25 protein-coding genes and 3 pseudogenes are annotated in these 26,397 nt (G+C 58.4%); 11 read left to right on the forward strand and 17 right to left on the reverse strand.

The window, feature by feature from the left end:
• Positions 1–148: 148 nt before the first annotated feature.
• The 3 genes and pseudogenes from LB536_RS28925 to LB536_RS28935 all read right to left on the reverse strand — a co-directional run.
• Positions 149–275 (reverse strand): annotated as a pseudogene (locus tag LB536_RS28925) (low affinity iron permease family protein); the annotation flags it as partial.
• Positions 276–359: 84 nt separating this feature from the next.
• Complete coding sequence (locus tag LB536_RS28930) at positions 360–2,390, reverse strand: sensor histidine kinase (RefSeq protein ID WP_224598506.1); 2,031 nt, start codon at positions 2,388–2,390, stop codon at positions 360–362.
• Between the two features lie 323 nt (positions 2,391–2,713).
• The gene (locus LB536_RS28935; protein WP_140762616.1) at positions 2,714–3,748 is read right to left on the reverse strand and encodes a PAS domain-containing protein; all 1,035 of its coding nucleotides are present in this window, start codon (positions 3,746–3,748) and stop codon (positions 2,714–2,716) included.
• A gap of 840 nt (positions 3,749–4,588) precedes the next feature.
• Here LB536_RS28935 and LB536_RS28940 point away from each other — a divergent pair.
• Entirely contained in the window at positions 4,589–5,107 is a 519-nt protein-coding gene (locus LB536_RS28940) for an EF-hand domain-containing protein (protein ID WP_224598507.1), read from the forward strand.
• Positions 5,108–5,370: 263 nt separating this feature from the next.
• Here LB536_RS28940 and LB536_RS31160 read toward each other — a convergent pair whose 3' ends face one another.
• Together LB536_RS31160 and LB536_RS28945 are read right to left on the reverse strand one after the other, a co-directional pair.
• Positions 5,371–5,505, reverse strand: a complete 135-nt coding sequence (locus LB536_RS31160; RefSeq protein WP_263489404.1) for a hypothetical protein — start codon at positions 5,503–5,505, stop codon at positions 5,371–5,373.
• Positions 5,506–6,762: 1,257 nt separating this feature from the next.
• Positions 6,763–6,936, reverse strand: a complete 174-nt coding sequence (locus LB536_RS28945; RefSeq protein ID WP_318013033.1) for a hypothetical protein — start codon at positions 6,934–6,936, stop codon at positions 6,763–6,765.
• Between the two features lie 740 nt (positions 6,937–7,676).
• On the opposite strand from LB536_RS28945, the gene LB536_RS28950 reads away from it, so the two are divergent.
• Both LB536_RS28950 and LB536_RS28955 read left to right on the forward strand, forming a co-directional pair.
• The gene (locus LB536_RS28950) at positions 7,677–8,717 is read left to right on the forward strand and encodes an IS110 family transposase (protein WP_224598509.1); all 1,041 of its coding nucleotides are present in this window, start codon (positions 7,677–7,679) and stop codon (positions 8,715–8,717) included.
• Between the two features lie 212 nt (positions 8,718–8,929).
• Positions 8,930–9,304 carry a hypothetical protein gene (locus tag LB536_RS28955; RefSeq protein ID WP_224598511.1) on the forward strand — a complete coding sequence of 125 codons (375 nt, stop codon included), beginning with the start codon at positions 8,930–8,932 and terminating at the stop codon, positions 9,302–9,304.
• Between the two features lie 672 nt (positions 9,305–9,976).
• On the opposite strand, the gene LB536_RS28960 is transcribed toward LB536_RS28955, so the two are convergent.
• The 4 genes from LB536_RS28960 to LB536_RS28975 all read right to left on the reverse strand — a co-directional run bounded on the left by LB536_RS28960 (position 9,977) and on the right by LB536_RS28975 (position 12,004).
• Complete coding sequence (locus LB536_RS28960) at positions 9,977–10,168, reverse strand: Flp family type IVb pilin (protein ID WP_224598513.1); 192 nt, start codon at positions 10,166–10,168, stop codon at positions 9,977–9,979.
• A 207-nt stretch (positions 10,169–10,375) separates the two neighbouring features.
• Complete coding sequence (locus tag LB536_RS28965; RefSeq protein ID WP_224598515.1) at positions 10,376–11,005, reverse strand: outer membrane protein; 630 nt, start codon at positions 11,003–11,005, stop codon at positions 10,376–10,378.
• Positions 11,006–11,103: 98 nt separating this feature from the next.
• Positions 11,104–11,493 carry a hypothetical protein gene (locus LB536_RS28970; RefSeq protein WP_224598517.1) on the reverse strand — a complete coding sequence of 130 codons (390 nt, stop codon included), beginning with the start codon at positions 11,491–11,493 and terminating at the stop codon, positions 11,104–11,106.
• A gap of 10 nt (positions 11,494–11,503) precedes the next feature.
• Positions 11,504–12,004 carry a hypothetical protein gene (locus LB536_RS28975; RefSeq protein WP_140762654.1) on the reverse strand — a complete coding sequence of 167 codons (501 nt, stop codon included), beginning with the start codon at positions 12,002–12,004 and terminating at the stop codon, positions 11,504–11,506.
• A gap of 277 nt (positions 12,005–12,281) precedes the next feature.
• Between LB536_RS28975 and LB536_RS28980 the strand changes: the two genes are divergently transcribed.
• Complete coding sequence (locus LB536_RS28980; protein ID WP_140762657.1) at positions 12,282–12,476, forward strand: hypothetical protein; 195 nt, start codon at positions 12,282–12,284, stop codon at positions 12,474–12,476.
• A 414-nt stretch (positions 12,477–12,890) separates the two neighbouring features.
• On the opposite strand, the gene LB536_RS31165 is transcribed toward LB536_RS28980, so the two are convergent.
• Positions 12,891–13,019, reverse strand: a complete 129-nt coding sequence (locus LB536_RS31165; protein WP_263489405.1) for a hypothetical protein — start codon at positions 13,017–13,019, stop codon at positions 12,891–12,893.
• Between the two features lie 121 nt (positions 13,020–13,140).
• Here LB536_RS31165 and LB536_RS28985 point away from each other — a divergent pair, with 121 nt between their 5' ends.
• Positions 13,141–13,359 (forward strand): hypothetical protein, encoded by a 219-nt coding sequence (locus LB536_RS28985; protein ID WP_224598519.1) that lies wholly within the window; start codon positions 13,141–13,143, stop codon positions 13,357–13,359.
• A 656-nt stretch (positions 13,360–14,015) separates the two neighbouring features.
• On the opposite strand, the gene LB536_RS28990 is transcribed toward LB536_RS28985, so the two are convergent.
• Entirely contained in the window at positions 14,016–14,294 is a 279-nt protein-coding gene (locus tag LB536_RS28990) for a transposase (protein ID WP_181178751.1), read from the reverse strand.
• 494 nt (positions 14,295–14,788) lie between these two features.
• Between LB536_RS28990 and LB536_RS28995 the strand changes: the two are divergent.
• From LB536_RS28995 to LB536_RS29010, 4 genes and pseudogenes are all read left to right on the forward strand, one after another.
• A pseudogene (locus tag LB536_RS28995) lies at positions 14,789–15,003 on the forward strand (transposase); the annotation flags it as partial.
• Between the two features lie 66 nt (positions 15,004–15,069).
• The gene (locus LB536_RS29000; RefSeq protein WP_224598520.1) at positions 15,070–16,398 is read left to right on the forward strand and encodes a polysaccharide pyruvyl transferase family protein; all 1,329 of its coding nucleotides are present in this window, start codon (positions 15,070–15,072) and stop codon (positions 16,396–16,398) included.
• The gene (locus LB536_RS29005) at positions 16,365–16,973 is read left to right on the forward strand and encodes a class I SAM-dependent methyltransferase (RefSeq protein WP_140762672.1); all 609 of its coding nucleotides are present in this window, start codon (positions 16,365–16,367) and stop codon (positions 16,971–16,973) included. Before LB536_RS29000 ends, LB536_RS29005 begins: the two co-directional genes overlap by 34 nt.
• 24 nt (positions 16,974–16,997) lie before the next feature.
• Positions 16,998–17,468: pseudogene (locus LB536_RS29010) on the forward strand (integrase core domain-containing protein); the annotation flags it as partial.
• A 249-nt stretch (positions 17,469–17,717) separates the two neighbouring features.
• On the opposite strand, the gene LB536_RS29015 reads toward LB536_RS29010, so the two are convergent.
• The 3 genes from LB536_RS29015 to LB536_RS29025 form a co-directional block, all read right to left on the reverse strand.
• Positions 17,718–18,458, reverse strand: a complete 741-nt coding sequence (locus LB536_RS29015) for a metallophosphoesterase (protein ID WP_140765897.1) — start codon at positions 18,456–18,458, stop codon at positions 17,718–17,720.
• 586 nt (positions 18,459–19,044) lie between these two features.
• Complete coding sequence (locus LB536_RS29020) at positions 19,045–19,182, reverse strand: hypothetical protein (protein ID WP_411966606.1); 138 nt, start codon at positions 19,180–19,182, stop codon at positions 19,045–19,047.
• An 89-nt stretch (positions 19,183–19,271) separates the two neighbouring features.
• Positions 19,272–19,796, reverse strand: a complete 525-nt coding sequence (locus tag LB536_RS29025) for an Hsp20 family protein (protein WP_224598523.1) — start codon at positions 19,794–19,796, stop codon at positions 19,272–19,274.
• A gap of 718 nt (positions 19,797–20,514) precedes the next feature.
• On the opposite strand from LB536_RS29025, the gene LB536_RS29035 reads away from it, so the two are divergent.
• Positions 20,515–20,799 carry a hypothetical protein gene (locus LB536_RS29035; RefSeq protein WP_224598525.1) on the forward strand — a complete coding sequence of 95 codons (285 nt, stop codon included), beginning with the start codon at positions 20,515–20,517 and terminating at the stop codon, positions 20,797–20,799.
• 497 nt (positions 20,800–21,296) lie between these two features.
• Here the strand turns inward: LB536_RS29035 and LB536_RS29040 are convergent, their stop codons facing one another.
• Complete coding sequence (locus LB536_RS29040; protein WP_140765889.1) at positions 21,297–21,491, reverse strand: hypothetical protein; 195 nt, start codon at positions 21,489–21,491, stop codon at positions 21,297–21,299.
• A gap of 1,269 nt (positions 21,492–22,760) precedes the next feature.
• Between LB536_RS29040 and LB536_RS29045 the strand changes: the two genes are divergently transcribed.
• On the forward strand, positions 22,761–24,266 hold the full coding sequence (locus LB536_RS29045) for a glycosyltransferase family 2 protein (protein ID WP_224598527.1): 1,506 nt from the start codon (positions 22,761–22,763) through the stop codon (positions 24,264–24,266).
• A 42-nt stretch (positions 24,267–24,308) separates the two neighbouring features.
• On the opposite strand, the gene LB536_RS29050 is transcribed toward LB536_RS29045, so the two are convergent.
• Positions 24,309–25,301 carry a polysaccharide deacetylase family protein gene (locus LB536_RS29050; protein ID WP_181178838.1) on the reverse strand — a complete coding sequence of 331 codons (993 nt, stop codon included), beginning with the start codon at positions 25,299–25,301 and terminating at the stop codon, positions 24,309–24,311.
• A 4-nt stretch (positions 25,302–25,305) separates the two neighbouring features.
• Positions 25,306–25,944, reverse strand: a complete 639-nt coding sequence (locus LB536_RS29055; RefSeq protein ID WP_181178839.1) for a class I SAM-dependent methyltransferase — start codon at positions 25,942–25,944, stop codon at positions 25,306–25,308.
• Positions 25,945–26,397: the final 453 nt, after the last annotated feature.

A 26,397-nucleotide genomic window follows, 5' to 3' on the forward strand; every position in this document is an offset into this window, starting at 1 on the left:
TTCTAACATCCCGACAGGAGTAGCCGCCCGCATCTGGGCTCGGGCGAGACCCCAATCACCCCATCTGTTGAAGAAGTCCATCTGCGAGCGATGAAGTCTGCTTCATCCCGACATGGAAGCAAATTTGTCCGCTGATGGAGCCGTCTGGTTGGATTTTGGCCCAGCCATCGCCTTCCGTATTCTGGATCAGAAAAACCATCAGGAAGGGGATAATCGTCGTCGAGGTGTTGGATGATGAGCCGCCAGGTTTCCGAAAAACCGAAAAAGGGTCCGGAGCTCTCAAGCACTGCGTCGGCTGTCTTCCCGACGTCTAATCCCGCGCTCACTCGCCGGACACAGACCCGGGTTTGCCCGCGCGCTCAATGCCTTAAATTACTATCGCCCGCCGCAAAATTCACTCGCATGGTGCAGACCAGTCCCGATTTCTGAAACTTCAGAGTGACGCGTCCTGACGTGCCGGACGCAAACACGCGCTCGAGGAGCTGCGTGCCGAAGCCCTTTCGCTCGATCGGTTCAACAGGTGGACCTCCCCGTTCGCGCCATTCCAGGTTGAGCCAGCGATGCTGTTTTTGACCGAGAAGCTTCCATCGAATCGACACCGTGCCTGTTTCGTTTGACAGTGCTCCATACTTCAGCGCATTCGTCGCAAGCTCATGAAAAGCCAGAGCGGCCGAAAGAGCGACGTTCGGTGGTAGCCAGACCGACTCGCCGCTAATCTTAAAGCGGTCGATCCGTGCGTGTGAGCTGACTGATGTGGCAATCAGATCCTTGACGTCGGCGCCACTCCAGTTCTGCTGGGTCAACAGGTCGTTTGCCTTGGCCAGCGAGACGAGACGGCTGGAGAGCGTGCGCCCTGCCTCGGGCAAACTTGTGGCGTTGCGCAGTGTCTGGGAGGCAATGGACCGAACCACAGCAAGGATATTCTTCACGCGATGGTTCAGCTCATTGGTCAACAATTTGAGCTGCTCCTCACCGCGTTTGCGGTCCGTGATGTCGAGACTGATTTGTACGGCGCCTATAATGCCGCCGGCCGGATTGCGAATTGGACGTGCGCTGGAAAGTAGAAAGCGCTCGACACCTGAAGGCAGCGTGTAGGCGAACTCTTCATGATCGGTCAGCTGTCCGCGCATGGCGCGGCTAAGAGGGCGGTCTTGGCGGCTCACTACGTGGCCGTCCTTGACGGCCACGGTGTCGATGACCAGATCGGGCCTGCCGAAGGACTTGTGCGCATCCGTTGGCAGGCCCATAAGTTCGGCGGCGAAGCGATTGCGGATCACCTGAAGGGCTTTCGGATCGTATGTAAACCAGACCGCCGCCGGCGCTGTCTCCAACACCGCTTCCAGCTCGTACCGCCGTACGGCGATCGCACGCTCTGCGTCCACCATCGCCTGGGCAATGGCGGCGAACTCCGTAACCGAAGTCGACAGGGGTTCGACGCTGCGGCCATGACCGAGCGCCTCGGCGCGTGTCGCCAGTTCTGCGGCGGCCTGGGTAAATCTCTTGCCGACGACATATCCGAGAGCAACGGAAACAAGGAGCGACAGGAGACCTATCCCGCAAATGGCGGCAAGCGAGCGCCAGAGCGGCGCCTGCGCAGTTGAAAGAGGCACGTTTGCGGTGTAGAACCAGTCAGAGTACGGGGATCTATAGTAGCCTGCCAGCAGCGTCACCCCTTCGAAGTTGCGGGACGTAAACGAGCCGGAGCGCCCAACTATCTTTTCCACGTATCCCGGCAATCCGCGCTTTCCGCTCCATTCGTCGTGCAACTTGGAACGTGCCACGTAATTTCCGTCGCGATCCCCGACGCCCACGATCCATCCTTCCGGTACGGCCGGCATCAAAACATCGCGGATCCGGGCAGTCGGTACAGAAAGCGAAAGAAGCAGGTCCTCCCCCTTCGGGGCGGGCACCCGAATGGCGACAGCAACCCGGTATTCGCCTGACCGTTTGGCGAAGACATCGCTGAGGAAAACACCGGAACGGTTGAGTTTCTCGCGGTCAGCTACAGCTATCGGTTCGACGGACGGCAAAGCGGCGCCGTAGCCGATTTCGGTGTTCACCAGCTGATTGCGGCCAAGGTCGCGCAGGACAATGATCCGGTCCGTCCCTTGGACAAGATCAAGTGCCTCGTGGTGGAAGGCTTGTAGATCACCATTGGCGAGCGCGGCGGACTTGGAAAGGCCGTCGAGGATGGTTTGGAGATTTGCGAGCTCGCCTTCTACAACGAGCGACACCTGTCGAGCCGTTTGCACGGCATCCTGTTCGAAACGATGTCGTTCATGCAGGGCATATTGGCCCAGCAAATAGCCGGCAAACAGCCATACCGGAATAACCGCGGCGGCGATCAAACCAAGCAGGTGCGATCGAACTGATCGACGAGGCAAGTCCATATCCCGTGCCGCCTCAGGAATGCTCAACCATAGTCAGCGGGCCAGGAACAGCAAGCGTTAGTTCAAGTGAATATAGTGCCGTTGTACCTTGTTCACCTCGTCGGCGAAGCGGGCGCTGCCGGCTCGCTTGCCCTCTTGCGCGGGCCTTCAGGGCCAGCCCGGAATAGCTCGGCCTGTGCTCTCCATTTCGGCAAGCCCGGATTGCGGTAGTCGGGTTGTCGCTGCCGAACCAGTCATCCTGCAGGCCGGAAGGAAGGGCGGTGCCGTTGATCAGGCTCTGACACATTGCCCGGTGTAGGACGCCTTGCGCTATGCGGGTTTCTTCATCGCGAGACCGTGACGTTGGGCACTTCAGCTACGATCCTTACCCCTTGATCGGACCACTCGCGGCGCAGTGAACCCTGAAGCTGTCGCCGGATTGTAGCTTCGGTCATCAGCGTCCCAAATCCCTTGCGCCGAGCCGTCAGTGGCGGTGGTCCCCCGGTCTCCTCCCAAACGAGGACGAAGCCATGATTTTGCGGGCTGAGCTGCCAACTGATTTGTACCTGACCCGTCTCTTTCGAGAGCGAGCCGTGGGAAGCCGCATTGACTGCTAATTCGTGAATGAACAGCGCCAATGGCTGAACGGAATGTGCTGCCAGCAGGACTTCGGGTCCGGCCAGCAGAGCCCGAGCCGCTCCATATGGCTCAATCTGAGATGAGATTGTTTCCCGCAATGGAATCTCGTGCCAGGCCCGCTTTGACAGTAAGCCATGCGCCCGAGCCAGGGCCTGTATGCGCCTCTGAACAGATGCGGCATATAGCGCGGCATCGTCAGAGATCGTCAATCGTACGATGCTGTCGACAAGCGCAAGTACATTGTTGGCCCGATGGTCCACCTCCAGAAGCAGCCTATGCTCTGACGCTTCCAGGCTCTCGATCCTGCGATAATCCGTGCGATCAATCTGCGAGGCGAAATGGTAAACCAGACGGCCATCGTCGTCGTGGATTGGACTGAGGTGCAGTTGGTTCCAGAACGCCGATCCATCCTTTCGGTAATTTAGCAACTCGACGTTGACCGCACGATCCTCCCGCAATCCTGCTCGGATCTCGGCGATTGCCGCAGGGGCGGTCGCGGCGCCTTGAAGAAACCGGCAGTTGCGTCCGAGGACTTCATTTGCCTTGTAGCCCGTGAGGTTCAGAAAAGATTGGTTCGCTAGCACGATCGGAAAATCTTTCTGCGTGGCGTCAGTCACCACGATTGGCATTCGCGTTCGTTGGAAGGCTATGGCAGCCAATTCCTTGAGATCAGGCATAGCGCGATCGGTGACGGCGGCCGGGGCATCACCATGGAGACCGGATGTGCCTTCGTTGTCCATCGATGTTTTTCCTGAGCTGAGATGAGCCGAGGAACAACGTCGATGAGACTAAAACGTTTCCCTTCGAGATATTCAGTATACGTCCCTCCATTGGAAGCTTCGGTAGCTGATCTAAGGCAAAGGGTTCCAATCAACTGCGGGAGAATGGGTTCATCACGCGCGCCTGTAATAGGGGCAGGCGTGCACTGATATTACTGAAGTTAACGCGCGGTTATGTGGCATGGCACGGCGCGAGCGCGTGGCTCTTCCAATCCTGCTCCTCTGAAACATTTCAGGTAGCGCACACGTTGGTTCCGATCAAAGAAGAGAAGACATGCACAAGGACGAAATCAAGGGCTCAGATAAGAAAGAAGCCGCGCGACGAGATAAAGGATAAGGTCGGAAGGCCACGGGCGAGGACAAACTTCGCGCTGACGGAACTGCCGACAAGGCTGAAGGGACCCTGCAAAAAGGGGTTGGCAGGCAAAGGACGCGGTTCGGGACGCCTTGAAGAATTGAACGGCTGACGAAGCGGTTGGATAGCGGTTCGCCCGCTGGGACGCCGTCCTTGCGGATCCGAACTTAGCATTCTTCCCATACCAATGGAGGGCTTCGTCTCCCTCCAACCTTCGCTGATGTTGGATTCAGTCATTGCCAAATACCTCGACGGGCGTCGACGTGGTTCCGTCAGGGAGGCACCCAACCAGCAATAACAATTCGAATGCATCGAGCAACCGGTTCTGAGCAGGCATGGCGCCTTCTCCGAAGCGGTCTTTTGCACGTAGCGAGGAACCATAGATGGAACAGCAGGTTTGGCTGAGATGCCGGCAGCGGGTCCGACCATCGTTAAAGGAGAGCAAGATGAAGAGAGCAATAAAAGCGACGGCAATCGCCGGGCTCCTGGCCATATGCGCATTGCCAGCAATGGCCCAGTCCAGCGGTACGCCGGTGCCCGCAGTCAAGGCACAGGATCATGGCCCCGAACGGCCGTCCGACAGCACAGGACAGCCCCAGGATTCGATGAGGGCAATGATGCGCCAGATGATGGACGAGATGATGCAGGAAGGGTCGCACGCAGATGGGTCCTCAGCCGAACGTGACGGCGGCTACCGCGGGGGCCGGGACAGAATGGGCCCGCGTGAACGAGACCGCATGCTCGAAGATCGCACCCGCATGGGACCCAGAATGATGCATGGCGCAGCGGTGCGAATGATGTTTGCCATCGTGGACGCCAACGGGGATGGATCGGTCTCACAGAGCGAAATCGAGGACTTTGTAGACCGCATTTTCAGTGCAATAGACGAAAACGGTGACGGCCGCGTCGACATGGAGGAAATCCAAACCTTCTTCCATGGCCCCGGCAATCGGGAGGCGGATTAATATTGGCCGGTTACCAGCGGTCGGCCAAGCCTAAACAGCCCCGACGAGCTCACGCCGGAACAGGCAGGTGAACAGGGCGTCGGCCATCGAGGCCTGTGTATGGCGGTGCGTAAGCGCAAACGAAAATCGCCCGCCCTACTCGGCTCTTTCAACCGTGATGGAATCAAAAGCGTTGCTCATCAAGAACACCTCCCTGAACCCAGAGCAATATGATCTATCGCCAAGATCTGACAGCCTTAAAGGGCATGTCCGATTCCGAACAATCAGCCGGTGGTGATGTCGAAGTGACGTTGCTCCTCCTCGCCATAGGCACCATTCGTGATTGCGATCATTCCGGCGCGGTCACCAATCGTGATCTCGCCGCGCTTGGCATGAACCAGCCCCCGATATTCGAGCATTTGGAGAGCGGTGGTCGATGATGCCGACTTCGCTTTGCCGCCCTCCCGGCATAGCGGCGACCACGGATGCGATTCCCGTCTCAGGAAAATAAATCAGCTCGATTGGCTGAGATACGATCTCCAGCTGGCGTGATGGGCGACGCGACGCATCCATAGCCGTAGAAGGGCGAAATCTTCATGAGTCAGAGTTTTCAATACACAGTTGCGAAAGGTGGATTGAGGCATGACTCTTCTCCCCCACGGGCAAGAGCACGTACCTCTCACTGTCGACCGCATCCAAAGATCTGGCGTCCGAGCCCAACACTGACGCATTCGCGCTAAACTGAACTGCCTCCCCTAAACGGCAAAGTTCAACGGCAACTTCTTCTTATTCGCCGCGTCGAATATACCGAGGACCTGCACTTCGTAATCCCGTGAAGCCAATACAGCAGCCATGGCCTCGTCACTCATCATCCCCACGACTGGACACGCAATTGCTGCTGAAGACCCCCAACGGGAGCCCCTGCGTTGACGCTCGATTCACACCGGCAACGGTTTTTTCTTTCGTCCTCGTTAGCTCTGGCAGCGAGCAAAATAGCGGCAGCCTTTGTGAGGCCAATGAGGCACTCACCTGCAAACTCGGCCGGCTCGTCGATCGCGGTGTCGAATACCGCCCACGTGTCGCATGGTTCCTGAATGGGCAAGAATCTCACATTAGGCTCCGCTAAGTTTTACCCTGAACATTAGCGGAGGTAAATTGTTCCGGCGGAGCGCACCCTAGCGCCGTACGATCACCGCTCTTGAAGAGCATCCGTCGATTATCCAATGCAGCACCGGATGAGGAAGCCCGGGCCGGGAAACGCCGGGGCGGGCTATCAGCCTGGTGGCAGGATCATGCCGCTTCGGCCATGCATGAGGTCGCGGGAACGCCGAGCACTGCCAGCGCGATCTCAGTTCGGCGTCATTGACATGCGCGGTCACCAAGACGATCCCTTCGACCGGATCCAAATCCACGGGCCTCACCGCGGCAGCTGCCATCGATCCGATCAGCCCGCCAGCAAGCTGGCGTAAGCGAGCCCGGCCAGGGCTGTCGGCGAGAGCCCTGCGCCATGAGGGTTGATGACAAAGGCCAGAAGCGCGCTTCCGCTGAACATCGCGGTAAGAATGGCGGCTGGAGCGATCCCCAAGCCGGCCAACTCGTCGCGATAGGGTCCGATAGCGCGGGCAATTCCCGCTCCCACAAGGTCGCCTGCGGCTTTGGCTGCTTCGGCACGGGAGTCAAAAAGTCTGCTGAGTGTCGGCCTGGTCGGCCACGTTGTCCGGCGCCAGGTCGTTTACGAAGGAGGCCGCGATAAGATAGTCGCCATCGATACGACCTAGTCCGTCCTCCATGATCGCGACGACCTTCTGGAAGGTCATCAATTCGCCTTCAGTGATCTCGGCCGCCTGCATTCTGGCTCGAAGGCTGGCGACGCGCATACCCAAGGCACGGGATGTGACAGTTCGATCTAGCATTGTTCGATAATCCGTTGGATTGGCAGGCCAGTGTGCGGGGCGGAAGTTGTGATCTGGACGCCTGCGATTTGATCGAGATCACTCTGCTGGAATCTGGGATAAGCGCTGAGCCTCTTCGAGTGCTGGCAGCTGCTCATGCTTGGCGAAGAGTCTGAGTTTGTCGGGATAGGTGATCCGAAACTGGCGTTGGCACCCCTCGCATCGATGCGAGGAAATGACCTGAAACCAACTGCCTGCCCTCTTCAAAGCGAAACCGCAATGGGGACAGTCGAGGGTCATTTTGCACATCAGCAATCGTCGGGAGAGTGCCATCTTCCACCAGCATCACACGTGACGAAATTACGAGCCGCGACCCAACTCCACGCAAAATCGAAGGTTCCGGATGCTGGGCTTCGGTCGGAAGCAACCGGGACCAAAGTCCGATTAACGAAGCGAAAGGCTAAAGCCTGAGGCCGTTCCAACACACCCAACGATCTAATCGGAAAGGCAATCATCGCTCAACGCTAACGAAACAGCGCCGTCTACTGTACGCCTTTGGCGACGGCCTCTGGCAAGCAGTTCTCTTGAACGCCGTAGATTGCCGTGTTGCCCTCCTACGTGTTGGGGTGGACGGCCCCCGACGGCATCGCGATGTGCCAGAATGAGGTCGTTGCAGATCTCAACAAGGGAGACCGTCCGTGGATGAACTTATTCGCATTGGCATGGATACGTCAAAGAGCGTTTTCCAGTTGCATGGGGTGAATGAAGCCGAACAGCCTGTATTGCGCAAGAAGCTGCGGCGCAATCAGGTGCTCGCCTTCTTTGCGGGGCTCCCGCCACTGAAGGTTGGCATGGAGGCCTGTGGCGCTGCTCATTACTGGGCGCGGGAGTTGCGCGCGTTGGGTCACGAGGTACTGCTGATGCCGGCGCAGCACGTGAAGCCCTATGTCCAGCGCTCCAAATCGGATGCCGCCGATGCCGATGCAACCTGTGAAGCGATGAACCGGCCCCGCATGCGTTTCGTTGCGGCCAAGAGCGCCGATCAGCAATCGGCACAGATGCTGGCGAAGCTGCGTGCGCAGTTCATCGACCGGCGCACGCAGCTCTCCAACTCGATTCGCGGCTTTGCGGCGGAGTTCGGTTTGATCGCGCCCAAGGGCCTTTCCCGGCTCGGCGATCTTTTAGCCGACATTCGCGCCGACACGACGGTCCCGGATATGGCCAGGGACATGTTCGAGACGCTGGCGCGAGATTACGCCCACATCAGCGCCGAGGTTGCCCTGCTCGATGAGAAGCTGCTTGCGCTTCATAGGCACAACGAAGTGAGCCGGAGGTTGGCCGCCATACCGGCAGTCGGCCCTGTTGGAGCGACGTTGCTAGCCATCAAGGTGACGGACGTGCATGGCTTCAAGTCGGGGCGCGATTTTGCCGCCTGGCTCGGACTGACGCCGAAGAATCATTCGACAGCAGGCAAGAACAGGCTTGGGGTGATTACCCGCGCTGGCGACGAGATGCTGCGAAGCGTGCTGGTGGCGGGCGCCACCGCTCTCATCCAACACATGCGCCGAGGCAGCAAACGGGTCTGGCCATGGCTGGCGGCCCTGATCGCGCGCAAGGCTCCCAAACTTGCGGCGGTGGCGCTGGCCAACAAGCTGGCCCGCATCGCCTGGAAGCTGATGGTCAGCGGCGAGCAATACCATCCCATCGGCGCCACCTATCCAGCGCCTGTGGTGCCGTGAGAGCATTAAGAGTTCGGTGCCGAGCGCACGCTCGACACTGAAGGCCGGAACTTGCAAGCAGAGGAGAAGATGGTGTGACCGGTCGAACCGGGACGAGCGAGACACTCCGAGGTGCTCACTGGCAGTCAATGTCGTGTACGTGTTTGGAACTCGCTATCCGCGAAGCCCATCTAGGCCAGCGCTCACATGTCCGCGCGCAAAAGGCCGGACATATGAGCGCAAGCGATCCGATCAAATCATCTTCAGCCAAAACCTTGCAAGCAGGGGGCCGTCCACATATGAGCACCGCCACCGCGCGTGAAGGGAGGCTGCTCCCTTCCGGACGTGTTGCCTATGCAGGTCCGGCAGGTCTCAAGCAGAACTCCAATCACGGTCTCGTCTGGCCCGGTGCCGGAGAAAATTCTCACGAGGTCACGAGCTTGTTGCTCCCATTCGGACTTGGGGATGCCGCCCTCGGCAACTATCGCTTTGAGAGTGTTTTTTATCACATCAAAATCAAGGGCGGAGATCACGGGGCGATTGTGCCTCATTGGTTTCTCTCTCTGGGTCCGCATGCGTCGTCCGTCCGGCGCATTAACCTGCGTTAACGGCAACGGGTACTCCGTCACTGCTCGCGACTAGGAGCAGCTAGTCCGAAACTTAGCTACAGTTGAACCTGCCCGAAGAGTGAGGCGACCGACGCCGGTCGGGGGGGCGGGGGGCAGACGCCGGTCGCCTTCAAGATTGGGGACCATGGATTCAGCAAACTGCGTTGCGATTGGTCCTTGGAGAAAAAGAGGCGATTCTCACAGGAATAGCAATTGGCTTGAAGTGCATCTGTTCGGTCTCAGAGTTTGAAGTGCGGTTTCAGCAGCAGGGCTTCGCGCAAACGTTCAGATCGCCCATGCCGAGCAGTTCAACCAGATCACGGGCTGTGCACACCGGAGTTGCCCGCCTCGTTCGGAGTCTGATCGGTAGCTTTGCTGGCGCTGGTCGATCGCCACGAGCCCGCGACTGTGTGACGGCCTACGGATCGTGTCCCTCTGGGTGGTGTAGCTGGCGGCATTGGTCGCCGTGCTCTCCGGCATGGGCGGGGCTGATCAGCGCGCCACGGCTGGCAGGCTGATCAGGGGATCATCGCTCATCTGGCTGATCGTTTCATCGAAGCGATAGTGCATCACGAACATGGTCGGCCTGAATGACGGCGGCGGGGGGCCTTCGCGTCCTAGTTTCGAGTCATGTTCACAGACATGTTGAGGCTTTGGCCAAAAGGCGCGCGATCACGAACCGCTGCTGTTGAGCGTAGTGCCGACCGCCTTGAACTTGGCGTTGATTGAATTTCCGAGGGCGCCTGCTCCGGTGATGATGGCAAGCGCGATCCACTGCGGCATGAAGCGGCCGGCGACCCAATGGGTCAACCCGGGATCATTGGCAGGGTGAAGCACCTCCGGGGCGAGGAGGATTTGCGCCATGCCTCGATTCAGGATTTCCGGAAAGAATGAGCAAGATCGGATCATCAGGCAGATGTGGGGTGGCCGGCGCCTCTCGTTGGGGAGAATTGCCTGAATTTGACGCCGGCCTGGCGAACCGAGGTCTGCCGCATATGCCAATCGGCTAATCTACCTCAAAAGGACATGGTGTGATCGCGGAAGCTACCCTCGGGTAGACGCTGATGGAGATCAGAATTTATAAGCGATGCCGATTCTGACCTCGTTGGTCTTGATGCGTTCGTGCTCAACAAAGGACGAGTCAGTGTTGGTGGTGGCAGTCGTAACCTTGCCGAAGTCTGTGTATCGGTATTCGACCTGACCAACCCAGTTTTTGTTGAAGGCATAGGCGGCGCCAGCACCGACGGTCCAGCCGGCCTTGATGCGCGACTCGGAATCCGTTGCCGCGCCATCTTCGAACTTCGTGTGAATGTCCCCGAGGGCGAGACCACCGGTGATATAGGGCAGCCAATTGTCGAAGGCATAGCCCAAGCGCCCGCGCAATGAGCCTTGGGCGTAGATATGGGTATTGTCATCGGTGCCGAACGGCCAGTCTGGATTGTGGCCGACAATTCCCGAGGCCTCGATATCGCCTTCGATGCCGCCGACAATGTTGCCCCAGTGCATACTATAGCCGGCAAAAACACCGCCGGTCACGCCCCGGACCTTGAAGCTATCCGAATAGTCCGAGAAGCCTCCGCCGAGGATTTCATCCTCAATGTGGTCCCGGCCCCAGGCGTAACCGATCTGGCCCCCGATATAAGCTCCGGTCCAGTCATACGTGGAAGCGACCGGAAGTTCGTTCAAAACATCAGCCGCCATAATCGGCAGCGTCTTCGAAGTGATCGCGGAGGCGATGCGGCACCGCGATGGCAGCAGCCAGTGGATCTTGTAGCTTATGTCAAAATCGGCCGTGCGCGCTAGTAGTCCGTTTCGTGGCCGGTACGGCCGCCTGGCTTCGCCTCGGCAGATCGCTCGCCGCACGCCCTGTCAGCGCTGTCAGTTTGTGTTCGAAGGTCGCAGGGATGTTGGTCGTTCGCGCCTACATTCACCACGATGCCGGGCGGTTGGGCGGGCGCCAGGGTTGTTCCCCGAAATTGTTGAACGACACCTGCTATTCGCTGGCCGTCGCCCTCAATGTGCGTATTCCGGGTGTTCGGATTGAAAGGGTCGACGGTCTGCGAGAGGCTGTTCGTACGGTTCGCATCGCCGGCCGCCAATGTCACGGTGTCATAGTTGTTGAGATAGTCGGCGCCGCATCCGCTCAAAGCTAGGGCGATGCCGACGCATGTGGTGGGATAAAGCCGCATTGTCGACCCTCTAAACTGGGGACGGGCTGATGCCGGCGGCGTGCAGTTTCGCGCCAAGTTTCGCGCGAATAGCACACGCAGCTTTGTCACCGGCGACGCACTTGTTGTTGGTGTCCGACCAGTCCAGCAGAGCCGTGTTGATCCAGCTGCCAGGTGCGCGGGCTATCCCATAGGGTGTCGGAGGCGCGCCACTTGCAACGGCTGCTGCGGCGGCAGCTCCTTGACCGTGAGGCGCACGTTTCCATCCGCTCAGGATGAGGCAGTTCTTCATGTACTGCTCTTCGGCAGCCAAGTTGCCGAGAGCGTTGCCAATTCCGGCACCCGCGACAAAGCCGGGTGATCCCATGGCAATATAGCCTTGGTCAGCCGAACCCTTTTGCAGTTCGCATTGGGCATGGGCGACATCGAAACTTGGCCCATAGCCAATCTGCATGTAATCAGCTTGATTGCTCGTCTGACAGCCGCAAAGTGCTGCAATGGCGCCCAGCGCCATCCACTCCTTGATTTTCATCCTCTAGCCCCTCCCGAGGTCGAGAGGCAGCATCTATCACAGTCGACATGTCTGCAAGAGCCCAGAATTATTCCGGTAAAGTTCGGAATTGGAAATCTGCCGAAGCGAAAACTTTCTCGGAAGCACAAGGTATACTGGATTATATAACGACGGACTTGTCCATTTACGTTTGTACCCGGACATTCGCTTGCGAACCCCTGCCGCAGCCGGTATCCAGTTGCGGAAGGGGGACGCCTGAGGCCTTGTAATGCTCCCGCCTGGTATGGGAGTGACTGTAATGGCGGCTTTCCGCTCACGGGGTGAAGTGTCGGCGTTCGACTGCAATATTATGCGCGAGGCCTTCCGGGTCTTGGTTCGTGAAGAACATATCGCTGAAGGCCAGTGGCAGGAATTCGCTGCTCAGTTATTTCGCGACTATACCGGCTACGAAGAGGTTGAGCCGCGCTTGCTGGAATGGATCACGCGGAAGTAGAGCCTTATCCACCGCTGGACACCGGGCGCTTTTGGCCATTAGGGTCCGGTGGGCCTCCGGTGCTCGACGCCATAGTTAGTTCATCATAATGGCGGTCGTTCGCCCTACAGAAAGTGATGTCCGCGCGGCCACATTTGTGTCGTCTGGCCATAGGACCGCCGCCGGAACATTGTCGAGAACCGTAAGTTCCTCCTGCCGGAGGACACCCGATGTCAGACCGGTCAAAACAGCCGGAGCTTAGTTCAACGCAGCCGGAGCTCAGTCCTGCCGAGGTCGAAGCCCTCGCACGCCAAATAGGATGCTCGGAGGACCAGAATCGGCAGATCGTCTCGCTCGTCGGCCGGCTGGGCGCTTGACGACGGCGAGCAGGATGCCGGCGACATCCCGGAGGTATCAGCATATGGCGAATAGCAATCAGATCATTGCCAACGCCGTCACTGAGACCAAGGCGAAGGGCGCGCCGAAATCGAAGTGCTGGCTCGCCTCATTGCCGAGAAGATGCAGAGCATCCATGGCGATCAATACCGTGTCGAGATCGACCATTCTGTCGGAATGGTTTTGGTGAGGATGGGCTGAGCCCATGGAACTTTAGATCAAGGCCCGGCGGCTCCGGCTACCGGGCCTTTTCTGTACCTTGGGCGAAATCTCGTTACGAGGTGCCGCCTTGGACAACGACTCGATGATGGTGCCGGTGATGACGGGAGGTTTTGACGACGACGGTGGTGGAGTGGTGATGATGGCGTCTGCCGTGATCGTAGAATTCAACCCTGCCGTGGTGGCGGTGATGCATGCGGTGCCCATCGTTGATAACGATGGCGGTACCGTGATGATGATGATGCCTGTGATGCATCCTGACCACCACATCAGCTTCGGCAGCGGATGAGACAGCCGGAGCGGCGATGCAGAACGCCAGAGCGGCGAAGAGCACTGTTTTCATTGCGAAGATCCCTGTTTGGTTGAATTGCCCCTTCGCCCCGTTAACTCAACGCTGGCTTACTTTGTTCCGCAGTCGCGCCGGTGATTCAGGACATGGTGAATGTTTTGCAATCACAGAGTCGGCCAAGGGCCCGCTTATTGCACTGTCATGGTGACGGTGAGTTGCCGAGCCTGAACCCTCTCCAGGCATCGAACCGGGATATCGGGCCAAGTCGCCTTGGCGCATTCCGTGTCTGTGATGGCCACAGCGGGCTCACCTTGGACACTGGCCGCTTGCGTGGCCGTCGATCCCAAAAGGAATGTTTGCGTCAGGAGAGCCGAGAAGGCGGCGACTTGAAGCAGTATGGCGGCAAAGGCAATCTTCTTGAACATGCGAGAGAACGTTGTTGATGGCTGCCGGTTCCCTCAGGCGACGCCCTTGTCAATCATTCATCGATAGGAACATATTCCCCGTGCGGCGATTTCTTCCTTTCCGAGGCCGCACCATGTCCAAGACCATCGCCGACGCCATTCGCAGCCGTGAGACGTTCTACGTTACGTGCGGCCATCCCAAGTGCAATCATTCCACCCAGCTCGACCTGGAGGCGCTAGAGCGGGATGAGATTAGTTTCGGTCATATCCGGAGTTTTCGAAGTAGTGTGAGCATTCTGTCGGTGTGATGCGGTTGAGAATTTGGCCGATCGCGTCGCAGACGGTTTGGACGGTGCGGCTTGCTGCCTTTCTCAGCCAGTGCTTGAGTTTTGAAAAGAGCTGTTCGATCGGATTAAGATCGGGCGAGTATTTCGGCAGGAAGAAGAGCCTGGCGCCGGCGGCGAGGCGCAATGTGCCCTTGATCGGCGATGCGTTGGCAGCTGCTGAGGAAGCCGTGGCTGCGGCAGGCAACTCGTCGATGCTGTTCCCGACCTATGGCCGGCCTAAAGGCGCGTCCTCAGCTTCTGCTGCTCTTGAAAGCATGTACGGGCCTGTGTCACCGACCCGAAGGCAACTACACACTCGCTCCGGCATCTTATAAAAGACCGGCTACGTCTGGCAGGTGTCACCAAGTCGGACCAAGACATCGTGCTGGGTCACTCCTCGGGCAGCGTAGGCGAGGACTACGGTGGCGACGAGGCGCGGCTTGAGATGGCCAGACGAGCGCTAGAGAAGGCGTTGCCCTAGGGCGCCGGTGTAGCCAGAAACCGCAAAAAACCCATACCGTGCGTGGCCGAGAGGATCGCGAGGTCCAATGGCGCTTCGTGAATTTGATCCGATTGGGTTCCATGGCGAAATGGGTGGGCAGTCTTCACCCAAGCTTTGAGTGAGTTCAGCAACCGATCGATCATGTCTTCGGCGTTCGAGAGTCCGCCGTACCGCGCAACGAGGATAGCCGCATCGCCATCACCGTCGTCAAACGCACCGATACACAAATCAAGGTGTTCGTCGTGCTGCCAAAGCGTTGGGTCGTCGAAAGAAACTTCGGTTGGATAAATCGCGCCCGTCGCCTGGCGAAGGACTTCGAGGCGACCCTCGAGTCACCTTCGCGTGGCTCCAGATCGCTCTCGCCTTCCTAATGATGCGAAGGCTGGCGAGAGGCGAGTGCCATGCCGCATGAATTTCGAGTCAGGCTCTCAGACGTTGTGCTAACCTTCGGCCCTCCACTCGGATCTAGGGGAACAGGATGCGCATTAATCATCGCCCAATCCAGATACTCGTAGAGCCGAGCGATTATGTGCTGCGCAATATCGGCGACATGGCAATGCTCTATGCTGCCACGGAGCGGCTTGCGCGGCTGTGCGACAATTCGACGATCAACGTTCTGACTGACGATCCGGACGCGCTTCGCCGCTTTTGTCCCTTTGCCACCCCCCTGTCCGCCGAAGGGCGCGCCCTATGGCTCAAGCCTGATTTCAGGCCGGCCAAGTTGAAGCGGTTCGTGCCCAAGCACTGGCCCGATCGCATTCGCCGACACGCGCCGAGGCTCGTTTCTCTGTTCTGGCGCCTTAAGTTTAGGCATATGCCGGATGCGCGCGCGGCACTTCTTCGCTTCACTGATGCTGTGGACAGGGCAGACCTTGTGCTTGTAAGTGGAATGGGCGGAATCACAGACGCTTTCCCAGAATATGCCCTGTCGGTACTCGAAACTCTGAATCTCGCGCTTGCAAGGAAAGGACGGCCAGTGGTCATGGTCGGCCAGGGGATGGGCCCGCTTGCCAATGCCGAACTGAGAGCGCGTGCATCGGCAATATTGCCAAGGCTCGACTTGATCGCGCTTCGCGAAACGCGAGCCGGGCTTCCTCTGCTCGCGGAGCTGGGTGTTTCCAAGGACAGGATCTGCGCAACCGGCGATGACGCCATCGAAATGGCGCATGAGATGCGAGTGGATGAGCTTGGCACCGGCATTGGCGTCAATCTACGTCTTTCCTCCTATTCAGGAGTATCAGCGGGTATTCTCGAAGGGCTGCGACATGTATTAGGCGCCACATCGGATTCGCTCGAGGCACCATTGATCGCCGTTCCAGTCTCATGGGTGCCTCGCGAAGCGGACATCGACGCAATTCGTGGACTGATGCCCACCGATGAGACCGAGTTGAACCGGGCACTCGCGATCCGCAGGCCGATCGACCTCATTCGGCAAATCCAGCGCTGTCGGGTCGTAGTCACTGGCAGCTACCATGCCGGCGTTTTCGCGTTGGCCAACGGTATCCCGACGATCGGGCTAGCCAGATCCGACTACTATGTCGACAAGTTCCTTGGCCTCGCCGATATGTTCGGCACGGGCTGCGAGATGGTGGCACTCGATCATCCGAACTCTGCCGAGAGGCTTCGATCGGCGCTCCGGCGCCTGTGGGAAGAGGCGCCCGCTATTCGCCCGGCGATATTGGCCAGGGCCGAAGCTCAAATCGCTGCCGGCCATACCGTTTACCGTCGCATTCGTGACGCGATCGGGGACCAAGGCTGGATCAGGGGCCGCCATTGCTGGAATACAACAGTTGGTCGACAAGACTAAAAGCGCTCAGATGCAAGCTGTTCGGAAGGACCGACTTTGAGCGGTGGACCGATGCATCGGCATTCGAGGACTGGGAGGAAAGGACGAAAATCATTGCCCGGTTAGTGCCACCTGGGGCGAGGGTGATTGAGTTTGGCGTGGGAATGGGCAAGCTTCAACGTCATCTCGACCCAAGCTGCCAATACACCCCGTCCGACCTCGTGAGCCGCGGACCTGGCACCATCGTGCTGGACCTAAATCAACGACCCTTGCCTGATCTGACCGCCCATGCATTCGATCTCGCAATTTTTGCTGGGGTTCTCGAATACGTTCACGATCTACATTCCTTTGTAGAATGGCTGAGGCAGCAATCGCCGGCTTGTATCGCGTCATATGGTTGCGCGGCTCACCCCCGACATAGCCTGGCCAGGCTGCCGGAAACGTTCCGCCGCGCTGGCGCAGGCTGGACCAACACATTTACGGAAACGGAGCTGATCCGCCTCTTTGCCGACGCCGGATACGGGCTAGCGCACGCTGTCGACTGGCACACCACGGAAGGCGACGAGCGGATCTTTCACTTTCGAGACAATGACTGAACCCAGGCCGGTTCCTCCTCGCAGCTAGTCGACAACTCGATCTCAGGCGAGCGTGTCGCCCGGGAACTCGACATCATCGCCGAGCATCGCGGCTACCCCTGCATGATCGTGTCGGACAATGGCACCGAGCTGACCTCGAATGCCAGCCTGGCGTGGCAAGAGGATCGGCAGGTCGAATGGCACTACATCGCGCCGGGCAAGCCGATGCAGAATGGCTTCGTGGAAAGCTTCAACGGGAGGCTACGCGACGAGTGCCTCAATGAGCGGCTCTTCACCAGCTACCGGCATGCCCGCAACAGCATCGAAGAATGGAGAATGGACTACAATGTGAATCGCCCACACACGAGCCTCGATGGGCTCACCCCGCTTGAATCCGCAACCCGATCCGTCAAGGATCACAACGTGAACAGCGCTAACTTATTGCGGACAAAACGGGGAGCACGTCACGAGCGCTGTGGCGTCTGCCGCCTACCGCTCGGCTTCGCGGCTGTGTAACTCATCCCATGTACCAAGGTACTCGCCGCAGTCGGCGCAGCTAATCGTAGTTGAAGGCTGAGCGTCTTTCGGGATCATTAGGACGTATGGTGCCGCAATAAGGGCACTCCAAAAGCTGGTCCAGATACTCGCCGGCCATGGTCACTTTCAGCCCGCGTCCCTACCGGGACTATCGGGCGAGGAAGCCGCAGGCACAAGGTAAATCATGGCGCGCCTGCGCTACGAAGTTCGGGCCCGGTCGCGACACCGTCAGGCAAACCTCTCCCTATGCGTTGGTTCCAACTGCTTGTTGTTGAACTTTGCGACGATCAATCCGCCTCCCCGCCGGCCGACCCCGCCGTCGATGCAGACGCGTCTGCCCGGAACACCACAATCGAAGGGTGTGTGGCCGTGAACGACCAACTTCTTCAAATGGCTGGGCCATGCAGCGTCCATATCCCTTGGCTTTATCCACAACATGTCGAACTCGCTTTGCCTAGCCAAGGTGTAGTGACCGGCACCGACATCTTTTAGGCCGGCATGAACAAAAATGCGGCCCTTGTCCTCGACCCAGAGTAACATCCGCATCAAAAATCGTCGATGCTCGGCCAACGCTTTCGCGTCGACGATAAGTTTGGGTTCAGCAGATAGAACGTAATTGCTAAAGGTCGTTTTGCCACCGTCTCTCATCCAGGAATGCCACAGGTTAGCGTTGTCGGTTCCAAGTGCTTGGAGCATCAACTGTTCGTGGTTTCCCGCGAGGAACCTCCATACGATCTCCTCGTTGTTAGGCCCGGCTAGTAGACGGTCAAGGACCTTGCGGCTATCGGGGCCATAATCGATATAGTCCCCGCCGAAGATGACGACCGTGCCAGGTTCCTCGCCGCCGTCCTTCGCGATCCAGTCAAGTGCGCGTTGTAGAAGGTCGTAGCGACCGTGAATGTCCGACAATGCGTAGAACGGTGGATCGCCGAGCATGGCCTCGAAGGTGGTGCTACCAAAGGATGTCATCTCTTGACTCCGACCAATGGTTTCCGTCAGCGGCTACCCTCCCGCGCTGGGGATGACCTCGCGAGTTTGATTATCTCGTTCGTGTTGCCGCTTCTCATCGCGGCCGCCTCTCGCGTGGTCCCGGAATTGGCAATTTCAGGAGCTTGAAACCGGGCTCCGGTTCCAACGGTTCGTGGCCAGGCTCTTCGTGCCAAAGGACTTGCCGCAGGTCGCGCTGATCGGCCTTCTGGCCACATGCCTGGCAATTATAGAAATGGCCCTGTTCGCTTGCGACCACGCGGCCGTGAAGCCTGCCAATGATGGATGGGCCGAGTTCGGATAGCCTCGTCATGGCGGATCAACACCCCGCAGCAATTAGGGTTCCGCAACCAATTTAGCACACGCTAATTGAATTGCCACCCGCGAGTGCACTGGATGCGTCTGACGTTCATAAAGCCCCTGATGCCGACCTTGGTGGAGACCCCGCCGGAGGGCGACGATTGGATTCACGAAGTGAAGTTCGACGGCTGCCGATCGGGTCGTCATCGACGCGGCCGGCCCAAGAATCTTCACACGCAACTGGATGGACTGGACGGCGAAGCGATCCCTACCTGGTCGAAACAGCCAAATGACTCAACATCGAGAGCGCCATCATTTCGCGATGCAGCGATAGGAAGGTATCACGATCGCCATAAAGGCTGGTCATCTGATTGCGACTCCATGGAATCAGATCACGTACGCTCATTTTGTTTCCTCCTTTCCTCGTAGAGGTGCAGTTCCGGCGGGGCCAGGCACGATCCCCCGGCCCCTCGGAGTTGCGAGATCATCGACTATTCAGGCCGCCTGCTTGCTGGCCTTCGCCTTGTCGGCCTCGACCTTGCCAGCGTCGGCTTTATCCGCCTCGATCTGCTTGGTCGTCTCGACCTTCCGCGCGGGGCCGCTGCTGGCGATTTCGATCCGGCGCGGCTTCATCTCTTCGGGAATTTCGCGCCTCACATTGATGGTCAGCAGACCGTTGGCGAGATTGGCGCCGACGATCTTGACGTGGTCGGCCAACTCAAAGCGGCGCTGGAACGCACGGCCGGCGATGCCCCGATACAGGTAGTCGCCGGCGTCGTCTTCTGCCTTGTGTCCGGCCACGAGGAGCATGTTTGGCTCCTGGGTGATGGCCAACTCGTCCTCAGTGAAGCCTGCCACCGCCATGGTGATGCGGTAGTCATCGTCGTTGGTCTTCACGATGTCGTAGTGAGGCCAGTTGTCCACCGTCGTGACACGGCTCGCATTCTCGAGCATGTCGACGATGCGATCGAAGCCGATGCTCGATCGGAACAGGGGAGTAAAGTCGAAAGCGGTTCGCATAGCCATATCCTCCTTCGAGCAACATGGAACGAGAAGACGCCAAAAAACCGCTGAGCGAGCCTCAACGCCTTCTCGACTTGTTCGCCGGCCCCGGCTTGGGCGGCGGCTGACACACTGGATTTAGTTCGCCAATTTATGGCTTCAAGAGCCTGAGAGCCTTAGTTGCGACATCGATGAGCACATTTGGGCGGGCACGGCCCGTTCGAAATGTCACGGCCACAACAGGAGGATCAGAATTGCGGGCCGAGGTCCTGCGAAGCCTGTGGGCGTCATTTTGGTGTCTTTTGGGTTGGGTGCGGTCGCAGCGGAAGCGACGAGTATCAAAGGGCAGCCTCAAGACTGCGGTGGACCTGCATTCTTAAGCAGCCGACCGCATTCGCGATTTCCGAGGGACGTTTCCCTCGAGTGCATTTGAATAATCCGGTCGTGGGTCGAGCCGCTGCTTGCCCCCGCATAAGCACCATCCCGTTTGGCCTTTTCGATGCCTTCGCGCTGGCGCTCCTTGATAAACCCGCGTTCCATTTGCGCGACCTTCCGAGCACCGTTAGCACAATGCGGCCCATTTTGCCTCGTGTTGAAACATGTGGGTCAAGCACCGTGACGACTGCACCCTTCTGTTCGCATTCGTGGATAAGATTGAGCACGTCCCGAGTATCCGGCCGAGCCGATCAAACGGGCTACGATCAATTCGTCATCGGGACAGAGGAAATCCAGCACCATGGCCAGTTCTGCACGGCCGTCACGGCTGTACGAGTACAGCTTGGCCGGGCCTGAGCGTCCAGACCTCTTGGAATTGACGAAGCCATCCGACCTTGGGCCACCGACCGCCGGCAAGCTGCATGCTCGAACTCGCCACGAGGACGATCATTTCTACAACTGCCCCCGTGCGGCCAAGCGGTCGACGCGCGATCTGCGCCAGGTGATGTGGCACAAACAACCGAACCATGAACCGTTGGAGCAAGAGACGACAGCCAAGGTCCCCGTGTTTCCCCGCCAGAAATAGAAAGGCCCTCCGCCTTTGGGCAGCGGACCAGTCCAACAGATATGGGAACAGCATTTAGACCGGGAGCAGCCTTTCGGGAACATTTAGCTATGTTGAATGTTCGATTGGTTATGACGAAGCTTTCGGAGCTTGGGGCACCGCCGAACCACCACTACGGGGGTGCGGCTTATCGGTCGGAGAATCTATACCAATGCCCAGTGTGTCGCCAGCCGGTGGACATGCGCGACCTCAGACAGCTCGTTTGGCACGACAACATGTTTCACGGCCCCTTGAAGCCGGAGATTGTTTGCACAGGCAATTCGCAAGGCTGAGCTACGCCGCACCGCGTGTCCGGGTTCGATGCCGACATTCTCCAAACGAAGACGCCGGATCCTGAATGGCGCGGTCTCGCTCAGAGCTTGGTCTACGAGTTTACCGAGCGCGAGCGAGTTGACGCTGCCTTGGTGGATTGGATCACTAGAAATGCGCTTCCAACCTCCCGCGCTGTCCGGCATCGTTTAGATGATCCGCTTTGTAAGCGCAGCAGCAATCGGGCCGACTTCTGCGATGACCTCCGCCATTGGGATGTGAGCCTCGCTTGCCAAACAGGTAAGACTGAACACATGGGTTCCAACCCCGACCCCTTTGAGGTCCGGATGGTTGAGGCTGTTCGCGACGTAGCTATCGAACAGTTCGCGGGCGCACACCGACATGAGTGGCCTCCATGCTTTCCTCTAAGCAATTATAGGCGTTTGCGCACCTCGATCAAACAGAATAGGCGTTTTCGCAATTCAAACTGAGACACTACCCGCCGGCCATCACCGCTCGGCTGCCAGCCAGAAGCCGCTCGCAATAAAGAGCAGCACAAATGCAAATAGAGTGGTTCGCATGCGACGCCCCAGTCTGCCGATCACCCGTGGCGCCCAGTGCGGAAGATCCGTCGACAGGCGTGGCCCGCGCCCCAGAAGGCGCGGGCCGGCCAAGCTGCCCGCGTGGCCAGCAGCAAAGGGACTATGGCTGCGTTCGCCCGAACTTGCCGCGCGTCCGGCTGTTCCCAGCCGGGAAAGATAAAACTTTCTGCAGCTGGCTCCACGCGGATTTGGACAATTGCTGTGGGCCCACCTCACTGGCGGCGAACCAGGCCCGGCCAAGTCTTGGGGGACTGACCAGCAGCGTGGGAGCTGCCCTTCGAACCAGTCTAAGAATAACGGGTTCCCGCACGGTGGCATGAAAAGCGGAGCCAGGAGCGCCAAGCGTTCGGCTCCCGCGCCTACCGGTTCGGACGATCCTCCGCGATGACGTTGTAGAGCAGACAGCAAGCCAACAACGAGACAACGCCGCCTAAGAGATCACTCGCCATCAAACCAGAAAAGTAGACGAATTCAAACGCTGACACGGTCGTCGCTCCACCTTGGAATCTACAAAGCAGAACCGTTAGAAAGCTCTGATGTTCCGTGTATTCGCCGGGTGGACCCGCCTTGCCATGCTTAACGTGGCATTCGGGATAGGGGGCCGGGAGGAACTCCGGCATGGCCCGGCTGCCGTGGTCCCCCAAAGACCCCCTGCGGCAGCCGGGCCGCCCCTCAAGCGGAAGATTGAAGAGCCGTCACTGATCCCAATAAAAGGCACTTCGGCAATTGACAACGATGCAACGCCGTTGTTGGGAAAATGGCCGGATCGGCGCCGGCCAGGAACACTGTCTGCACCACCGCGTCAACGACGCGGCTAACCATCTGGTTGTTTAGGCTCGGTCGCCCTTAAATTCTGAAGCGATCGATTGACGGCGCACTCTCCCTACCGGGCCTGCTGAAGCAGGTCGTTGCTGCGGAAGCTGACGGTGTCGGCTGCCTTTTTCCATCTTGAACCGCCCCCAGAAAAAGTTAACATTCTACCGCCTGGTTGCCGCCGCGAAGGCGCGCACCATCCTGTTCGCGATCCTCGAAAGGTCACGAAGCACCTGGATGCCTTTGGACAGGACCACTATGCCGCAGGTTTCCATAGTCATCCCCGTCCACAATCAACCCATGCTAATCCTCGAAGCGGTGGCCTCACTTAAGGCGCAATCCGTCGCCGACTGGGAAGCCATTCTCGTTGACGATGGGTCTACCGATGAAACACCCGCCGTGCTTCAGAATCTCGCGTCCCAAGACGCCAGAATTTCGGTCTGGTTGCAGACGCAGCAAGGTGCTGCTTCGGCCAGAAACACGGGAGCGGCAAAAGCAAAGGCAGATTGGCTGCTTTTTCTCGACAGCGACGACTGGCTTGCTCCTAATGCCCTTGGCTCGCTATTGCGCGCTGCCGGCCAGGATGTGCACCTTGTGCACGCCTTAGGCCTTCGCGTGTGCGGGGACCACAGCCAGGATCCGTCGCAGGTGCACCTTCCCGGGGGCGACTTATTCCATCGCCTTGCATCAACGGCCACGTTTATGGTCCACGCATGCATTTTGAAAAACTCGACCTTTCACGAGCTTGGCGGTTTTGATGAAACGTTGATGGGCTGCGCAGACTGGGATCTCTGGCAACGTGTCATCCGGTCTGGCGCCCGCTCCAGGGGCGTTGAAGACTTCGTGGCCTTTTACCGACAAACAGAATCCTCGCTCAGTACCTTCTACGAGCAGGAGTTTCGAGATGGTCTCATCGTCATCGCCCGTGGGCACGGCCCCGATCCCCGAGTTCCCAGACCCCATCCCATGTATGCCGACGGCGTATCGCCTGCAGAGTTCCCCGCTGCGGCATATCGCTTTGCCAGCTGGCTGGCGGGTCTTGCAGTCGCACGCAAGCACTCAACTCAGGGCATCCTGAGGGGGATGCAAGCTCTTCCTGCCGAGCCCTTGTCAGCTTCTGATATCGCAGCGGCTTTGTTCGACGCCATTCCCATCGGATTAGGCGACTTCAGACCCAATTGGGAAGGCTGCTGGCCTACACTGAAACCTCACCTTCAAGAGTTCATACAGAGAATTGGCACGATTGCCCGCTGTGGGCCTTCTTTCGTGACTGAAGTGCTGGACCATACAGAACGTCTCGCCGCTACCGCTAATGCGTCCGACAGCATCGGCGTTGTTGGAAGTGTGGCCTCGCGGATTGTCCGAATTCCCGGAGCCATTCCGCAGATCGATCTTGGTCCAGATATCAGGTCTTTCATTGCCGTCGTTCGTTCCGATCGAGGCGATGTCGGACAGTTGGAAGTCCTCGTCGACCAGAGTTTCTCCAATGGCCGTGTTAGGGAGATGATCATCGATCGGTACTTGCGAGAAGTATTGTTTAATTACTTAAAAATATTTCCTTTTTCTATAATTTTTAGAACGGCTACTCATTTAGTCGTTCAGAAGGAACTTATCTCAGCTTTGGCTAGGCTTATACGAGAGCGCTCGGTGGGCCCTTTGCTCAAGAAGCAGATCTGCCAAGCTTTGGTGGCGCAGGCTTTCGTGCTTCCGATCGTCGAGACAGGCATGATCTCGCCCCGACTTGAAGGCCGGCTCACGAGCTGAACAATAACGCTGCGACCGCGCTGCCGAACATGGGCTTGTGCATCAATTTGCCCCGAGATGTCCAACAATGCTCTCGTTTGTCATCATGATCCGCGGCAGCACCAGAGGGAGGTCTGTGTTCGCCACAGTTCTGGGGTAGGCCGACACGGCGCAGACCAGCCCCGACTCTATTGCGCATTCGATGGTCAGGTCGGAATAGTCGCCATAGGGGTAGGCGAATGTGGGACATGGGCGGCACGACAGGTCCTCGCACGTCCGGCGACTTTGTTGGATCTCCTTCAGCTGGATGTGCCGATCCCACAATGGGAGAGAGACGTGGGTTTGTGTGTGACCTGAAATGTCCAAGCGCGACCTTCGCGAGAGCAATCGGGCTTCATCAATCGTCATAGGTCGGTGGCTGGTTCGAGGCGCCAAGTCACTGCCGACCTGGCGAGCGAGTGATTCGATTGCTTGGTATTGCACATCAAGTGAGACCGGCTTCAGAACTTCCCAAAGCTTGAGATAAGCGTGCTCGCGCGCAGTTCGAGGCGGCTCCTGCATGGCTCGCCACCCTCGGCCCAATTGGTAATCATCGGCGTGTTCACCCAGATCAACATGAGCCTCGCGACCGGCGACGACCATGGAGGCTGGTCCTGCTGCCCTAGGATCGAAGATAACCCGTTCGAGAGCATCGTTCCAGAACTCGTCGGTTTTGCCGAGCATGGACGTTGCCAGAAAGAACGTAGCTGGAAGACCGAGCGTTTCCAGGATAGGCGCCGCGATTAAGGCATTGCACGCGTAGCCGTCGTCGAAAGTAATGGCTGCAGCGTCAGGTGGAAGGCTTCCTTCAATGTGCCTCGATGCGAACTCTAGCAACGGCAGCACACGTCTCGTCTTTCCGAGGTCCAGGACCTGCTTCTCGAAATTGGTTGGCGAAACGGCGAGTTCCCAGGGATCCAAGTCCGTTGCCGCGATGCGATGGTACATCAGGATCACCGGCTTTAAGGCATGGCGACGCAAAACGCCCTGCAGCTTTGTCTTGAGCGTCCAAGCCATCCTATTAGCCCTTTGTGGCGCATATCCCGATGGTGACAGGAAAGTGATGGTCCCGCTCGTGCAGCATTTCTGGCTTGAGCTCTTCCGCGGCAATACCTTCGAGAAAGCATACCGCAGAGCAGACGTTCCCGTAGACAGCAATATGCGTCGAGTTCGCCCCAAAGACATCCGAGAACAATCGGCGAGCTGAAGCTTCCGTCAGCGACCAATACCACGTTTCATATTCCTGATGATGATCAATGGGCGTCAGGCCTGGCACCGTCACAAGTACGGTTCCGCCGCTCTTGAGGAGCCGGAACAGCGCAGAAACGGCCCCCTGCAGATCAAAGATGAGATGCAGGGTTTGGGTCAGTACGATCGCATCGAACTTATCGTTCCACTCTGCGCTCAGGTTCGTGAGGTCGCCGACGATCGTCGCTCGAGTGTTTTCAGGACGCAAGTCGACGATATCGCGCTGTGTCGTTTTCGGTCCTCCGAAGCGAGCCGTGTAATCGTCATCGACGACTTCAAGCGTTCTACCGTGGATACTTGACGCGTGTTCCGCCAGAAATCTCTCGATGTAGATCCGATCAATTGGTGTTCCGCGATCATACCCGAAATCTCGGCTGATCGGATCAGTCCGCCCGAAGTCGCCGAAGCGCACCTTTCCGACGCCAGGCGGCCCATATCTCATTAGCCGCCTCAATCGTCTCTTGACAATTTCTGGCAAGATGCGATGGGCAAACGTCCTGCATTTTGCGTAGCGAACTCCCCGGGCGCTCTCAGGCATCACATACCGTCGGGTCCTGCCAAGAGGTTTCACGCCTTGGCTTCGCGCTACTGGACTGCGGCTCTAAGCGGTGAGCGGCGTACCTTGGTCATCGACCTAGCTCCAAGATGTGCGAACTCGGCCGATCACGTTTCGACGTGATTTGAAACCGATGTTAGGAGTGTCAGTCGCGGGGCGCAAGACCGTCGTAACCTGGCGAGTGACCGCGCCTTAGGAAAATGGTACGCCCATAGGAAGGCCATGGAAATTCCCACTGTCATTTTGGCTATGCCATAGAGGCCGCCCTGGTCAATTTGCGATGCCGGGGATCAGGATGCAGGCGAGAGC

This window comes from Mesorhizobium sp. ES1-3 (genome assembly GCF_020164795.1).
In the GTDB taxonomy this organism is placed as follows: domain Bacteria; phylum Pseudomonadota; class Alphaproteobacteria; order Rhizobiales; family Rhizobiaceae; genus Mesorhizobium.

Excerpts from the sequence above, each read along its gene's own strand:
- LB536_RS28960 (WP_224598513.1), bottom strand. The coding sequence starts at position 10,168 with ATGGCGCAAATCCTCCTCGCCCCGGAGGTGCTTCACCCTGCCAATGAT.
- LB536_RS29050 (WP_181178838.1), bottom strand. The coding sequence starts at position 25,301 with ATGGCTTGGACGCTCAAGACAAAGCTGCAGGGCGTTTTGCGTCGCCAT.
- LB536_RS28935 (WP_140762616.1), bottom strand. The coding sequence starts at position 3,748 with ATGGACAACGAAGGCACATCCGGTCTCCATGGTGATGCCCCGGCCGCC.
- LB536_RS29045 (WP_224598527.1), top strand. The coding sequence starts at position 22,761 with ATGCCGCAGGTTTCCATAGTCATCCCCGTCCACAATCAACCCATGCTA.
- LB536_RS29040 (WP_140765889.1), bottom strand. The coding sequence starts at position 21,491 with ATGTCGGTGTGCGCCCGCGAACTGTTCGATAGCTACGTCGCGAACAGC.
- LB536_RS31160 (WP_263489404.1), bottom strand. The coding sequence starts at position 5,505 with ATGCTCGAATATCGGGGGCTGGTTCATGCCAAGCGCGGCGAGATCACG.
- LB536_RS28970 (WP_224598517.1), bottom strand. The coding sequence starts at position 11,493 with ATGCGGCTTTATCCCACCACATGCGTCGGCATCGCCCTAGCTTTGAGC.
- LB536_RS28965 (WP_224598515.1), bottom strand. The coding sequence starts at position 11,005 with ATGGCGGCTGATGTTTTGAACGAACTTCCGGTCGCTTCCACGTATGAC.
- LB536_RS29020 (WP_411966606.1), bottom strand. The coding sequence starts at position 19,182 with ATGAGCGTACGTGATCTGATTCCATGGAGTCGCAATCAGATGACCAGC.
- LB536_RS31165 (WP_263489405.1), bottom strand. The coding sequence starts at position 13,019 with ATGGTCGATCTCGACACGGTATTGATCGCCATGGATGCTCTGCATCTT.
- LB536_RS28955 (WP_224598511.1), top strand. The coding sequence starts at position 8,930 with ATGAGCGCAAGCGATCCGATCAAATCATCTTCAGCCAAAACCTTGCAA.
- LB536_RS28975 (WP_140762654.1), bottom strand. The coding sequence starts at position 12,004 with ATGAAAATCAAGGAGTGGATGGCGCTGGGCGCCATTGCAGCACTTTGC.
- LB536_RS28945 (WP_318013033.1), bottom strand. The coding sequence starts at position 6,936 with ATGCAGGCGGCCGAGATCACTGAAGGCGAATTGATGACCTTCCAGAAG.
- LB536_RS29000 (WP_224598520.1), top strand. The coding sequence starts at position 15,070 with ATGCGCATTAATCATCGCCCAATCCAGATACTCGTAGAGCCGAGCGAT.
- LB536_RS29015 (WP_140765897.1), bottom strand. The coding sequence starts at position 18,458 with ATGACATCCTTTGGTAGCACCACCTTCGAGGCCATGCTCGGCGATCCA.
- LB536_RS28980 (WP_140762657.1), top strand. The coding sequence starts at position 12,282 with ATGGCGGCTTTCCGCTCACGGGGTGAAGTGTCGGCGTTCGACTGCAAT.
- LB536_RS29035 (WP_224598525.1), top strand. The coding sequence starts at position 20,515 with ATGGCCAGTTCTGCACGGCCGTCACGGCTGTACGAGTACAGCTTGGCC.
- LB536_RS28940 (WP_224598507.1), top strand. The coding sequence starts at position 4,589 with ATGAAGAGAGCAATAAAAGCGACGGCAATCGCCGGGCTCCTGGCCATA.
- LB536_RS29025 (WP_224598523.1), bottom strand. The coding sequence starts at position 19,796 with ATGCGAACCGCTTTCGACTTTACTCCCCTGTTCCGATCGAGCATCGGC.
- LB536_RS28930 (WP_224598506.1), bottom strand. The coding sequence starts at position 2,390 with ATGGACTTGCCTCGTCGATCAGTTCGATCGCACCTGCTTGGTTTGATC.